The following is a 12,588-nucleotide window of genomic DNA, read 5'->3' as shown; positions in this document are numbered from 1 at the left end:
GGGGCGGGTCCCGCGGTCCCCCGCGCCCCTGAAATGCAGACCCTTCGGGTCGCATTTCCCCGATGAGGCGCAGCCTCATCAGGGGCGCGGGGAACTGCGCGAGACGGAGCCACCGGCCCGCAGCCGCGGACGCGTCAGCACCCGGCAGACGGATGGGCGCCTAGGAGTGCCCGAGATCGTCCGCGCCGGGATCGGCAACCGCGCCGACGGACCCCGCGTCCGGCGCCGGGTGCAACGGCATCGGCTCCACGATCGTCTCGTCGATCACCGGCGGAGCAGGCCGCGGAGTCTTCGGCATGACCGCCGCCTCGGAGTGGCCGCCACAACCGTAGGAGAGGGAGACGACGCGCCCGTCCGCCGGAGCGAACTCGTTGGCGCAGACACCGAAGGCCTGGCCGAGGGACCCGCCGATGGGCGTGAGGAAGCCGCAGGAGACACACGTGGCCGGGGCCGCCTGCGCCATGGGCGTCTTCGCGCCGAAGGACTCCTCCCAGCGGTCGGCCGCGACATGCAGCCCGTAGCGGGACAGGACCCGGGCGCGGCGCAGGCCGAGCTCCTCGGCGACCGCGCTGATGGAGCCGCGGGACGGCGCGACCGGCAGGTCCGCGACGGGCCCCTCGGTCACCTCGACGTCCTCGGCCTCGACCAGCTCGGCCATCTCATCGGACACCGCCGAGTTCGGCGGCGGCGCGTCCTCGCCGGTGAACCCGGGCTCCAGGCGCAGATCGTCCGCCTCCGTGGGCAGCAGATCGCCCGGCCCCATGTCCCCGGGGCGCAGCCGCTCGCTCCACGGCACCCACTCGGGGGCGAGGAGGGCGTCCGGGCCGGGCAGCAGCACCGTCTCGTCGAGCGTGACGTGTTTGGCGCGGGAGGCACGGGCCACGGTGACGGCCCAGCGCCAGCCCCGGTAGCCGAACTCCTTGCACTCGAAGAGATGCGTGACGACGCGGTCGCCCTCGACGACCATCTCGACGTGCTCGCCCACCACCCCGGGCGCGGCCGCCTCCTCGGCAGCCGCCCGTGCGAGGCCGACCGCCTCGGCGCACAGACGGTCGGGGGTGCGGCTTCGCGTTGTCGCTGCGCTCACAGGTATCGCTTCTCTCCTACGCCGTCTCACGAGTGCGCCGTCCTGTGTGCGGGAGCGCGGGCGGAGCGGACCAGGGGGCCGCGTCGACGTCCGCGCCCGACGTTCCGGGCGCACCTACGTCACCCATTCTGCGGGATGGCCGAGAGGCGCGCGGCCGAGAACAACCACCGCGGGCGCGCTACGCACGCTACCTCTTCCTGCGCCCCGCGCCCACACCGACGTACGAGCGGCACCGCACGCGAAACCAGACCCGCATGCCCATATCGGCACTAGTACACCCGTTCACGGGGCACTATGGCTGAGTGGCCTCCGGGAAGTCGTCGTCCGCTTCGTCGCGTTCGTCCGGCGCGACGCGGTACGAGAAGAGCGGTGCGGGCCCGATGAGCGGGATCGCCCGCCGCATCGGGCGCGCCTTGCGATTTCCGTTCACCGGAACCGCCCGCGGCATCCGGAAAGCGACCCACGCGCACGGCGCCGGCGAGTCGGGCCTCGGAAAACTCATCGAGCTGCACGCGGTGAACGGCGCGGGCGACGTCATGATCACCGTCGCGCTCGCCTCCACGGTCTTCTTCTCCGTCCCCACCGACGAGGCCCGCGGGCGCGTCGCGCTCTACCTGGGCATCACGATGGCCCCCTTCGCGCTCCTGGCCCCGGTCATCGGCCCGCTGCTCGACCACCTCCCGCACGGCCGCCGGGCCGCGATGGCCGGCGCCATGCTGGCCCGCGCCCTGCTCGCCCTCGTCCTGTCCGGCGCCGTGGTCACCGGCGGCATCGAGCTGTACCCGGCGGCCCTCGGCGTCCTCGTCTCCTCGAAGGCGTACGGCGTGGTGCGCTCGGCGGTCGTGCCGCGCCTGCTGCCACCCCGCTTCTCCCTGGTGAAGGCCAATTCACGGGTCACGCTCGGCGGGCTGCTCGCCACCGGCATCGCCGCGCCGATCGGCGCGGGCCTCCAGGCGATCGGGCCGCGCTGGCCGCTCTACGGCGCCTTCGTCATCTTCATCGCCGGGATGTTCCTGTCGCTGTCGCTGCCGCACAAGGTGGACTCGGCGAAGGGTGAGGCCAGGGCGCTGCTCGCGGCCGACGAGGCGCATCTGCACGGGCCCGTGCGCAAGCAGCGCAAACCGGGGCTGCGCACGGTCGGCCCGGCCGTCACGCACGCCCTGGCGGCCAACGCGACGCTGCGCTGGCTGTCCGGGTTCCTGATCTTCTTCCTGGCGTTCCTGCTGCGCGAGCATCCGCTGACCGGGGAGAGCGCGGCGGTCTCACTGGGGCTCGTCGCGGTCTCGGCGGGGGTGGGGAACGCGCTGGGGACGGCTGTCGGGGCCGCCCTGAAGGCCCGGGCGCCGGAGCTGATCATCGTCAGCGCGGTCGCCGTGGTGGCCGGGGTCGCGGTCGTCTCGGCGCTCTTCTTCGGGGCGTTCATGACGGCGTGCCTGGCGGCGGTCGCCGGGTTCGCGCAGGCCCTGTCGAAGCTGTCGCTGGACGCGACGATCCAGCGGGACGTGCCGGAAGGGGTGCGGACCTCGGCGTTCGCGCGCTCGGAGACCCTGTTGCAGATGGCCTGGGTCGTGGGCGGGGCGGTCGGGATCGTGCTGCCCCTGAACGGGACGGTGGGGCTGTCCGTGGCGGCGGCGGTCCTCACGGCGGGCTGGCTGTCCACGGTCCGGGGCCTTCTCTCCTCGGCCCACCGCGGCTCGGGACGCCGCACCCGGGTGGCCTAATCGTGTGCCGCTTTCTGTGACAGGGGCGGTCTGCGGCCGGTGACGAAACGCGCAGCCCGCGACGAAAGGGCACGGGCACACGCCGACGTACCACCCACCCGGCACACCCTCGCGCCACCCAGATAGCCTTCCGCCATGACCTCCCAGCGTTTCGTAGTGCGCCACAGGCGCACCGTGGCCGCCGTCGGTGCCGTCGGCGCCGGACTGCTCGTCCTCTCCGCCTGCGACAAGCCGACCCCGCTGGCCACCGTCACGGTGGGTACCAGCACGGCGAACACCGAGGCCTCCTGCTACGACGACGGGAAGTCCATCCCGCTGTCCAAGCTGCAGGGCTGCCTCAAGAAGACCGAGGACACCGAGAAGATCAAGGTGGACCCGGACGAGACCGTCCGCTTCGGCGTCGACCCCGACATCGCCGACAAGGGCTGGACGATCCTGATGAACGGTCAGCCGCTCACGGACTCCAGCAAGAAGACCTACCGCACGGTCCCGGGCAGCGTCTTCTTCAACCAGCAGTACGGCGCCACCGGCTCCTCCACCACCGTCACCATCCTCTCGGGCGGCGACGCGAAGGCGTACGGCACCTGGTCGTTCAAGCTCGAGAAGGACTCCTGACGGACACCGCGCGCGTCCTCGTCGCCACCGCCGTCCCGGCCGAACGGGACGCGGTGGCGCGCGGGCTCCAGGGGCACCCGGCGATCGACGTCGTCGCGGTCGGGGTCGGTCCCGCCGCGGCCGCCGCCGGGACGGCCACCGCGCTCACCACCGCGGCCCTCACCGGCCGCCCGTACACGCTCGCCGTCTCGGCGGGCATCGGCGGCGGCTTCACCGCCCCGCCCGGCGCGCTCCTGGTCGCCGACGCGATCACCGTCGCGGACCTGGGCGCCGAGACCCCCGAGGGCTTCCTGCCGGTCACCGAACTGGGCTTCGGCACCGTCACCCACCGTCCGCCGGATTCCCTCGTACGAGACCTCGCGGCCGCCACCCGTGCCGCCGTCGGCACCGTGCTCACCGTCTCCACGGTGACCGGCACCGCCGACCGTGCCGCGCTTCTCGCCCGGCGCCACCCCGGCGCCGTAGCCGAGGCCATGGAGGGCTTCGGGGTCGCCGAGGCCGCCGCCGCGCACGGTGTGCCGGTGGCCGAGATCCGCGCCGTCTCCAACGCCGTCGGGCCCCGCGACCGCGCCGCCTGGCGCATCGGCGACGCGCTCGCCGCGCTCACGGAGGCGTTCGGGAAGGCGGCGCCCGTCCTCACGAGTTGGAAGACGACATGACTGCTGAAGCCACCGGCTCCGTCCGCATCGCGTACTCGCCCTGCCCGAACGACACCTTCGTCTTCGACGCCTGGGCCCACGGCCGCGTCCCGGGCGCCCCCGCGCTCGACGTGACCTTCGCCGACATCGACATCACCAACGGCGTCGCCGAGCGCCGCGACCCCTCGTACGACGTCCTGAAGGTGTCGTACGCGGTCCTGCCGTACGTCCTGGACGACTACGCCCTGCTGCCCTGCGGCGGCGCGCTGGGGCGCGGCTGCGGGCCGCTCGTGCTGACCCGGGAGCCGGGGGTGGACCTGTCCCGGAAGACGGTCGCCGTGCCGAGCGAGACCTCCACCGCGTACCTGCTGTTCCGGCTGTGGGCCGCGGACACCGTGCCGGGCGGGCGGGTCGGCGAGATCGTCGTCATGCCGTTCCACGAGATCATGCCCGCCGTGCGCGACGGGAAGGTCGACGCCGGGCTCGTCATCCACGAGGCCCGCTTCACGTACCAGGACTACGGCCTGCACAAGCTCGCCGACATGGGCGAGCACTGGGAGGCCACCACCGGCCTGCCGATCCCGCTCGGCGCGATCATCGCGCGGCGCTCGCTGGGCGCGGAGACGCTGCGCGGGTACGCGGACACGATCCGCCGCTCGGTCCGCGCGGCCTGGGACGACCCCGAGGCCTCGCGGCCCTACGTGATGGAGCACGCCCAGGAGATGGACCCGGCGGTCGCCGACCAGCACATCGGGCTCTACGTCAACGAGTTCACGGCGGACCTCGGCGAGGACGGCTACGCGGCGGTGCGCGGGCTGCTGACCCGGGCCGCGGCGGAGGGTCTCGTCCCGGCGCTCGCCCCGGACGCGCTGGCCTTCCCCTGAAATTGACCCACGTTCTCGCGCTCTGAATGCACCTCTCGCAGGGTCGATTCCGCTCCTAGATTGGACGGAGTCGACCTCGCGGTCGACGTCGAGGTCGAGAGAGAAGAGAGTGCGGACATGAGCAGAATCGCTGTCGCGGGCGCCACCGGTACCGTCGGTTCCCTGATCACCGGGCGGCTCACGGCGGCCGGCCACACCGTGGTGCCGGTCTCCCGGTCCGCCGGGGTCGACCTGCACACCGGGGCGGGGCTCGCGGAGGCGCTCGCCGGGGCGGACGTGGTCGTCGACGCGTCCAACGCGTCTCCGGCGGACCCGGACGCCGATGTCGTCGCCGCGATCGTCGCGGCGACGCGAAGGCTGCTCGACGCGGCGCGGGAGCAGGGGGTCGGCCGGTTCGTCGCCGTCTCCATCACCAACATCGAGAACCCGGTCTTCGACCGGCACCCGTACTACCTCGCCAAGCGGGCGCAGGAGCGGGTGATCGCGGAGAGCGGGTTCGAGGCCACGGTCGTGAAGACGACGCAGTGGCACGAGTTCGCGGAGAATCCGGCGGCCGTGTGGTTCGCGGAGGACGCCGTCACGGTGGCGGACTGGCTGGTGCAGCCCGTCGCGGCGGATGCGGTGGCCGAGGTCGTCTCAGAGGCGTGTGTCGGGGAGTTCGCCGGGGCGCGGGTCGAGTTGAGCGGGCCCGAGCGGATTCGGCTCCCCGAGCTGACGGCGCGTCTTCTCGAGGCCCGCGGGGATCAGCGCCCCGTGAAGACGGTGCCGCCGGTGCTTCCCGCTCTGGGGGAGGGAGTTCTGCTGGCCCCGTCTTCGGCTCGGCTCGTCGGTCCTACGGTCGCCGAATGGCTCGGTCGGGTCTGAATCGTCGGCGGGTGCGGCCCGGTGGGGCTTCTCGCGCAGTTCCCCGCGCCCCTGATGAGGCTTCGCCTCATCGGGGAAATGCCGCCCGCAGGGCGTGCATTTCAGGGGCGCGGGGAACTGCGCGACCAGCCCCCACCGGGCCGCAGACCGCGACGAGACCTCAGACGTCCAGTTGGTCGGCGACCGCGCGGAGCAGGCCCGCGATCTTCTTGCCGGCAGCCTTGTCCGGGTAGCGGCCCCGCTCAAGGGCGGGCGTGATGTTCTCGAGAACGGTCGTCAGGTCCTGGACGATGGAGGCCAGTTCGTCCGGCTTCCGGCGCTGCGCGGCGGCGACCGAGGGCGTCGGGTCGAGGATGGTCACCGAGAGCGCCTGATCACCGCGCTGGCCCGCGACCACCCCGAACTCGACCCGCTGGCCGGGCTTGAGGCTGTCGACACCGGCGGGCAGGACCGAGGAGTGCACGAAGACGTCGCCGCCGTCGTCGCGGGAGAGAAAGCCGAAGCCCTTCTCGTTGTTGAACCACTTGACTTTTCCCGTAGGCACGTGAAGCCCTCGTCCCCGTACTCGAAGTGCTCGAAATCGCTCTGGACAGCAGTACAGCGGGTCGCGACCGACCCGCCTCCACCAAGACTATGGGTCCCTGTGCGCTGGGAACTACCCTGGCTGGGTGCGTGACAAAACCCAAACCAATTCCCGGACGAGCGAGTCCGGCCCCGGCGACGGCCTCGTGAAGGCGGGCGGCATCGTCTTCGTCGTCGGCGCGATCGCCACGCTCGTGACGATGGCTCCGCTGTTCCTGCACCGCGACCCGTTCCCGCCCGTCGCCTACGCGGTGTGCATGCTGATGGGCGTCGGCTTCCTGCTGGCCGGTGCCGGGGTCCTGAAGGGCATCGCGGCTCAGCGGCGCGCGGCCCGCTCCGTGTAGCTCTCCAGCCACGCGGGGAACGCGGTGAGGTCGGCGAGCACCACGTCCGCGCCGGCCGCCCGCAGCTCCTCGGCCGAGCAGGGCCCCGTCGTCACGGCGACGGACAGAGCCCCGGCCGTGCGGGCGCCGCGCACGTCGCCGGTGTGGTCGCCGACGTAGACGCTCGCCCCGTGCTCGCGCAGTGCCTCCCCCTTGCCCTCGGCCCACAGGTCGCCGATGACTGCGTCCGCGTCGATGCCGAGGTGCTCGAGGTGCAGCTTGGCGTTGGGCTCGTACTTGGCCGTGACGACGATCGCGCGGCCGCCCGCCGCGTGCACCGCGGCGATCGCCTCGTGCACGCCCGGCATCGGCAGCGTCGGCGCGATGGCGTGTGTGGGATACATCTCACGGTAGAGCTCGGCCGTCTCCTGGATCCGCTCGGCCGGGAACCAGTTCGCGAGCTCCTCGACCAGCGGCGGCCCGAGCCGGCTGACCGCCAGGTCCGCGTCCACGTACGTGCCGGTCCGCTCGGACAGGGCGAGCCAGGTGGCGTGGATGCCCGGTCGCGAGTCGATCAGGGTCATGTCGAGGTCGAAGCCGACGACGGGGCCGGTGTGCGCGGGGTTCTGAAGGGCAGCCATAGGGGCCATTGTGCCCGGGCATACGATGAGCCCGGCATCACCTAGTTAGCCAAGCCTTACCAATCACACCGTCCGGAGAGAGCTCGCCCATGCCCGTCAGACGCCGCGCCACCCGGGTCGCCGCACTCGTGGCGGCCGCCGCGGCGCTGGCCCTCGCGGTGCTGCTCAGCCTCGCGGTCGGGGCCCGCCCGATCGCGCCGTCCGCCGTGTTCGACGCCCTGCTGCACGGCGGGCACAGCAACGCGGCCGAGGTGGTGCGCGGGCTGCGGCTGCCGCGCACGCTCGTCGGCCTGATGGTCGGCGCGGGCCTCGCGCTGGCCGGCACCGTCCTCCAGGGCATCACCCGCAACCCCATCGCCGACCCCGGCATCCTCGGCATCAGCCAGGGCGCCTCGGTCGGCGTCGTGCTCGCCATCGCGTACCTCGGCGTCCACACACTGACCGGATACGTGTGGTTCGCGTTCGCCGGGGCGGGCATCGCGGCCGTCGCCGTGTACGCGATCGCCGCCGGCGGGCGCGGCGGGGCGACCCCGGTGAAGCTGGCGCTGGGCGGCGCCGCGATCAACGCGCTGCTCGTCTCCGTCACCACCGCGATCCTCACCACGAAGGCCTCCGCGCTCGACGAGTTCCGGTTCTGGCAGGTCGGCTCGCTGTCCGGCCGGGACGCGGAGCTGGTCGGCCAGGTGTGGCCGTTCCTGCTCGTCGGCGCCGTCCTCGTGCTGTCCGTCGCGCGCGGGCTCGACGCGCTGGCGCTCGGCGAGGACGTGGCGAAGGGGCTCGGGCAGCGGGTGGCGACCGTACGGATCGTCGGCGGGCTCGGCGCGACCGTGCTCACCGGGGTGGGCGTGGCCGCGGCCGGGCCCATCGCGTTCATCGGGCTGGCCGTGCCGCACATCGCCCGCGCCCTCGTCGGCTCCGACCACCGCTGGCTGCTGCCGATGGCCGCGCTCGTCGGACCCGTGATGCTGCTGGTCTCCGACACCGTGGGCCGCGTGGTCTTCCCGCCGAGCGAGGTGCCGGCGGGCGTGATGACGGCGCTCATCGGGGTGCCGTTCCTGGTGGCGCTCGTGCGCCGGAAGGCGGTGCCCGCGTGAGCTCGATCGCCGGGGTCCGCCCGGCCGGATACACGGTCGTCCGCGCGGGCCGGGCCCGTTTCCTGCTGCACCGCAGGGCGGCGGTCGTGGCCGTCGTCCTCGCGCTGCTGCTCGCCGCGGGCGCGCTCGCGTACCTGTGCGTCGGCGAGACGTTCACCAGCCCCGCCGAGGTCTTCAAGGTCCTCACCGGGCAGCCGTCGCCGGACGAGCTGGTCGTGGGCACGCTGCGCGAGCCGCGGATGGTCGTGGGCCTGCTCGTCGGGGTCGCCTTCGGCGTCGCGGGCGCGCTGATCCAGACCGTCGCCCGCAACCCGCTGGCCAGCCCCGACATCATCGGCATCAGCCAGGGCGCGAGCGCCGTCACCGTCGCCGCGATGACCTTCGGCCTCACCTCGTACACCGTGCTGCCGTACGTGTCCGTGGCCGGCGGGCTGCTCGCCGCCGCACTCGTCTACCTGTTCGCGTGGCGCGGCGGGCTGCACGCGACGCGCTTCGTGCTCATCGGCATCGGCTTCGCCATCGCCCTGCGCTCGGTCACGACCCTGTTCATGACCAAGGGCGACTACCTCGTCGCCCAGCAGGCGCAGATCTGGATGACGGGCTCGCTCAACGGGCGTGGCTGGGCGGAGGCCACGCCGCTCGCCTGGACCCTGCTGGTCCTCGCCCCCGGCGTGGCGTGGGCGGCGCGCGCCCAGCGGACCGTCTCCATGGACGACGACACCGCGACCGCGCTCGGCGTACGGCTCGGCCGGGTCCGGCTCGGGCTCGTCGCGCTCGGCGTCGTCCTCGCGTCCGTCGCGACCGGCGCCGCCGGGCCCGTCGACTTCGTCGCGCTGCTCGCCCCACAGATCGCCCGGCGCCTCACCCGCACCGCGCAGATCCCGCTGCTCTGCTCCGGGCTGCTCGGCGCGCTGATCGTCGTCGTCGGCGACCTGCTGGCCCGGCGCCTGTTCTCGCCGACCGAACTGCCCGTGGGCGTGCTCACTGCCGCGGTCGGCGCCCCGTACCTGATCTGGCTGATCATCCGCTCCCGTCGTCCCGGAGGCACTTCATGAGCCGGCTCTCGGCCCGCGACCTGACCCTCGCCTACGAGGACCGCACCGTCGTGCACGACCTCGACCTGGCGGTGCCCGACGGGCAGGTCACGGTGATCGTCGGCCCGAACGCGTGCGGCAAGTCGACCACGCTGCGGGCGCTCGGCCGGCTCCTCAAGCCGGCCGGCGGCTCCGTCCTCCTCGACGGCAAGGCCCTCGCCGAGCTCCCCACCAAGAAGATCGCCCAGCGCATCGGACTGCTCCCGCAGAGCCCCGTCGCGCCCGAGGCGATCACCGTCGGGGACCTCGTCTCGCGCGGGCGGCAGCCGCACCAGAGCTGGTGGCAGCAGTGGTCGGACGCCGACGAGAAGGCCGTCACCGAGGCCATGGAGCGTACGGACGTCGCCGCCCTCGCCGACCGGAACGTCGACGAGCTGTCCGGCGGGCAGCGCCAGCGGGTCTGGATCGCGATGGCGCTGGCCCAGGAGACGGACATCCTGCTCCTCGACGAGCCCACGACGTTCCTGGACATCGCCCACCAGGTGGAGGTCCTCGACCTGGTCCGCCAGCTCAACCACGACCGCGGCCGCACGATCGCCGTCGTCCTGCACGACCTGAACCAGGCGGCGCGCTACGCCGACCACCTCGTCGCCATGAAGTCCGGCCGCATCGTCGCCGAGGGCCCCCCGGCGGAGATCGTCACGGAGTCCCTGGTGAAGGAGGTCTTCGGCCTCACGTGTGTCGTCGTCCCCGACCCGGTCACCGGCTCCCCGCTGGTGGTGCCCGGGACGCCGTGGACACCGGCCGTCCCTCCGCGACCCGCCCCGACGAAAGCGGTACCCGGCAACAATTGACCGACCGGCAACGGCGCTGACCCGAAAGGCACTCCATGTACGCCTCCCTCACGCACCGCGGCACAGTCATCGGCACCCTTCTCCTCGCCACGGTCCTCGCCGTGAGCTCCTGCACGTCCTCCGACCCGGCGGAGAAGAAGAAGCCCGGCGCGGACCCGAACGGCACCCACACGGTCAAGACCGCGATGGGACCCGTCAAGGTCAAGAACACCCCCCAGCGCGTCGTCGTCCTGGACACCGCCGAGCTCGACTCCGCGATCACCCTGGGCGTCACCCCCGTGGGAGCCACCCGCGCCGGCGCCGAGAGCGCCTTCCTCTCGTACCTCCCCAAGGCGCGGACCAAGGGCATCACCGAGGTCGGCGAGATCGCCAACGCGAGCCTGGAGAAGATCGCCGGGCTCAAGCCCGACCTGATCCTGAGCAGCAAGGTCCGCGACGCCCAGCGCTACAAGCAGCTCAGCGCCATCGCCCCGACCGTCCTCACCGAGACCACCGGCTACCCGTGGAAGCAGAACTTCCTGGTGCACGCGGACGCCCTCGGCAGGAAGCCCGAGGCCAAGGCCGCGGTGAAGCGGTACGACGAGCGCGTCGCCGCCGTCACGAAGTCCCTGGGCGGCAAGGCGAAGGCGGCCCGCACGGACGTGAACGTCGTCCGGTTCGTCGAGGGCGCCGACATCCGGATCTACGGCAGGCAGAACTACATCGGCACGATCCTCGCCGACCTGGGTCTGGGCCGCCCCGCGATCACCGACAAGGCGAAGGACGGGTTCGCGTACGAGGTGAGCCCCGAGCAGATCGACAAGGCGGACGCGGACGTCGTCTTCACCTCCACGTACGGCGACCCGGGCAAGGCCAAGGTCACGCAGACCACGACGAGCGGCCTGTGGCAGAACCTGAAGGCCGTCAAGAACGGCAAGGTCTTCCAGGTCGACGACGAACTGTGGATCCAGGGCATCGGCTACACCGCCGCGAACCAGATCCTCGGCGAACTCCAGTCCGACCTGGCGTAGAGCCTCGGCCTCAGCGCTGCCGCTGCGAACGCCACACCAGGTACAGCGCCGAGGCGATCGCCGCGCCCCGCAGCACCCAGGGCCAGGTCTCGCCCATCGCCACGCTCATCCGGCCCTCGGCGATGGGATCGCCCCAGCGGCCGTCGTTGCGGCCCCAGAGCCAGACGATGCCGGCGGCCGCGGCGGCCCCGGGCAGCACGAACACGGCCCACTTCTTCTGGCCCTCGGTCAGCCGCCGGGACAGGTAGACGACCGCCCAGCCGATCAGCAGGACGAGGATGTTGCCGAGGACGGCGCCGGCGACGAGGACGAGCGCGGCGAGCACGAGTACGGGGTTGGCGAGGCCCCCTGCGGGCGCGGCGAGCCGCGGCAGCCCGCGCCGCTTGCGCGGGGCCGCCTCCTCCGCCTCCTCGTCCTCGGCTTCCTCCGCCTCGTCCTCCACGGGCTTCTTCCGCAGGTCGGGGCGTTTGTCGCCGGGCCTGGGGGGCGGCTTGAGGAGCTCCGGGATCTCGACGCCGCCGACGAACCCCGGCACGCTGTCCGACTCGCCGAGCGGCATCGCGCCGCCCTCGCCGAGCCGCCACCAGTCGGTGTCGCCGCCGGACGCGCCGAGTTCGTCGGTGCCGGCGAGGTGCGGGGGTGACGGGACGGGGGCCTCCGGCTCGGGGGCGGGGGCGCGGCGCGGGCGGGGCGCCCTGCGGCGCGGGGCGGCTGCGCCGCGCTGCTCGGGGACGGGGCGGGTGAGGGTTTCGGCGGGGTCGGGGGCGGAGCCGTCCTGGGCGCCGGTGACGATGTCGTCCGGGCTGCCGAGGCGGTCGATGATGCGGCGCACCGCGGCCGGGCTGTCGACGGTCACCTTGGCGCGCCGCTTGTCGATCTCGCCGCGCAGCTCCGACACCAGTCGCATTCTCGTCGACGACGGCAGCTGGCGCTGCTGAGCCAGGTCCCCGACCCGGCTCAGATAGTCGAAGACGATCTGATCGCTCTCAATCCCCACGAAGTCCCCTCCGGGGTCCGCACTTTGACGCCCCGACGGTACCCGTTCCCGGCGCCGATTCCGCAACCCGCGACGGTGGCACCCCCAGGGGCTCCGCCCCGGCCCCCGCTCCTCAAGCGCCGGAGGGGCTTGATTTCGGCTCTCCCGCCGCGGGGGCTGGTCGCGCAGTTCCCCGCGCCCCTGAAATGCAGACCCTTCGGGTCGCATTTCCCCGATGAGGCGCAGCCTCATCAGGGGCGCGGGG

At 73.0% G+C, this 12,588-nt stretch carries 14 protein-coding genes; 10 read left to right on the top strand and 4 right to left on the bottom strand.

Features of this window, described 5'->3' with window-relative positions; translation table 11 throughout:
- Positions 1-160: 160 nt before the first annotated feature.
- The gene (locus ACIBTU_RS39430; RefSeq protein ID WP_399131621.1) at positions 161-1,087 is read right to left on the bottom strand and encodes a DUF3027 domain-containing protein; all 927 of its coding nucleotides are present in this window, start codon (positions 1,085-1,087) and stop codon (positions 161-163) included.
- 380 nt (positions 1,088-1,467) lie between these two features.
- On the opposite strand from ACIBTU_RS39430, the gene ACIBTU_RS39425 reads away from it, so the two are divergent.
- The 5 genes from ACIBTU_RS39425 to ACIBTU_RS39405 all read left to right on the top strand — a co-directional run bounded on the left by ACIBTU_RS39425 (position 1,468) and on the right by ACIBTU_RS39405 (position 5,809).
- Positions 1,468-2,808 carry an MFS transporter gene (locus ACIBTU_RS39425; RefSeq protein ID WP_399131620.1) on the top strand — a complete coding sequence of 447 codons (1,341 nt, stop codon included), beginning with the start codon at positions 1,468-1,470 and terminating at the stop codon, positions 2,806-2,808.
- 135 nt (positions 2,809-2,943) lie between these two features.
- Positions 2,944-3,423: a DUF2771 domain-containing protein gene (locus ACIBTU_RS39420; protein WP_399131619.1), complete on the top strand. Its 480-nt coding sequence runs from the start codon at positions 2,944-2,946 to the stop codon at positions 3,421-3,423.
- Complete coding sequence (locus tag ACIBTU_RS39415; protein WP_399131622.1) at positions 3,393-4,082, top strand: futalosine hydrolase; 690 nt, start codon at positions 3,393-3,395, stop codon at positions 4,080-4,082. Before ACIBTU_RS39420 ends, ACIBTU_RS39415 begins: the two co-directional genes overlap by 31 nt.
- The gene (locus ACIBTU_RS39410; protein WP_399131618.1) at positions 4,079-4,945 is read left to right on the top strand and encodes a 1,4-dihydroxy-6-naphthoate synthase; all 867 of its coding nucleotides are present in this window, start codon (positions 4,079-4,081) and stop codon (positions 4,943-4,945) included. Before ACIBTU_RS39415 ends, ACIBTU_RS39410 begins: the two co-directional genes overlap by 4 nt.
- A 117-nt stretch (positions 4,946-5,062) precedes the next feature.
- Positions 5,063-5,809 carry an SDR family oxidoreductase gene (locus ACIBTU_RS39405; protein ID WP_399131617.1) on the top strand — a complete coding sequence of 249 codons (747 nt, stop codon included), beginning with the start codon at positions 5,063-5,065 and terminating at the stop codon, positions 5,807-5,809.
- 160 nt (positions 5,810-5,969) lie between these two features.
- On the opposite strand, the gene ACIBTU_RS39400 is transcribed toward ACIBTU_RS39405, so the two are convergent.
- Positions 5,970-6,353: a cold-shock protein gene (locus ACIBTU_RS39400; protein ID WP_399131616.1), complete on the bottom strand. Its 384-nt coding sequence runs from the start codon at positions 6,351-6,353 to the stop codon at positions 5,970-5,972.
- 124 nt (positions 6,354-6,477) lie between these two features.
- On the opposite strand from ACIBTU_RS39400, the gene ACIBTU_RS39395 reads away from it, so the two are divergent.
- Complete coding sequence (locus ACIBTU_RS39395; RefSeq protein ID WP_399131615.1) at positions 6,478-6,735, top strand: hypothetical protein; 258 nt, start codon at positions 6,478-6,480, stop codon at positions 6,733-6,735.
- Here ACIBTU_RS39395 and ACIBTU_RS39390 read toward each other — a convergent pair.
- Complete coding sequence (locus tag ACIBTU_RS39390; protein ID WP_399131614.1) at positions 6,708-7,364, bottom strand: HAD family hydrolase; 657 nt, start codon at positions 7,362-7,364, stop codon at positions 6,708-6,710. The two genes, ACIBTU_RS39395 and ACIBTU_RS39390, sit on opposite strands and share 28 nt — an antisense overlap.
- An 80-nt stretch (positions 7,365-7,444) precedes the next feature.
- Between ACIBTU_RS39390 and ACIBTU_RS39385 the strand changes: the two genes are divergently transcribed.
- Genes ACIBTU_RS39385 through ACIBTU_RS39370 form a run of 4 tightly spaced genes read left to right on the top strand, consistent with a single transcriptional unit; the run spans position 7,445 to position 11,347 of the window.
- Positions 7,445-8,449, top strand: coding sequence for a FecCD family ABC transporter permease (locus ACIBTU_RS39385; RefSeq protein WP_399131613.1), 1,005 nt, complete (start codon positions 7,445-7,447; stop codon positions 8,447-8,449).
- Positions 8,446-9,504 (top strand): FecCD family ABC transporter permease, encoded by a 1,059-nt coding sequence (locus ACIBTU_RS39380; RefSeq protein ID WP_399131612.1) that lies wholly within the window; start codon positions 8,446-8,448, stop codon positions 9,502-9,504. The genes ACIBTU_RS39385 and ACIBTU_RS39380 overlap by 4 nt, the downstream gene beginning before the upstream one ends.
- Positions 9,501-10,337, top strand: coding sequence for an ABC transporter ATP-binding protein (locus tag ACIBTU_RS39375; RefSeq protein WP_399131611.1), 837 nt, complete (start codon positions 9,501-9,503; stop codon positions 10,335-10,337). Before ACIBTU_RS39380 ends, ACIBTU_RS39375 begins: the two co-directional genes overlap by 4 nt.
- Positions 10,338-10,372: 35 nt before the next feature.
- A complete protein-coding gene (locus tag ACIBTU_RS39370; RefSeq protein WP_399131610.1) occupies positions 10,373-11,347 on the top strand; it encodes an ABC transporter substrate-binding protein in 975 nt (324 codons plus the stop codon).
- Between the two features lie 10 nt (positions 11,348-11,357).
- Here ACIBTU_RS39370 and ACIBTU_RS39365 read toward each other — a convergent pair whose 3' ends face one another.
- Positions 11,358-12,344 carry a hypothetical protein gene (locus ACIBTU_RS39365; protein ID WP_399131609.1) on the bottom strand — a complete coding sequence of 329 codons (987 nt, stop codon included), beginning with the start codon at positions 12,342-12,344 and terminating at the stop codon, positions 11,358-11,360.
- Positions 12,345-12,588: the final 244 nt, after the last annotated feature.

Origin of the sequence: Streptomyces sp. NPDC050145, from assembly GCF_044460245.1 — a bacterium.
GTDB lineage: Bacteria > Actinomycetota > Actinomycetes > Streptomycetales > Streptomycetaceae > Streptomyces.
This window is presented reverse-complemented; position numbering and strand designations above follow the sequence as displayed.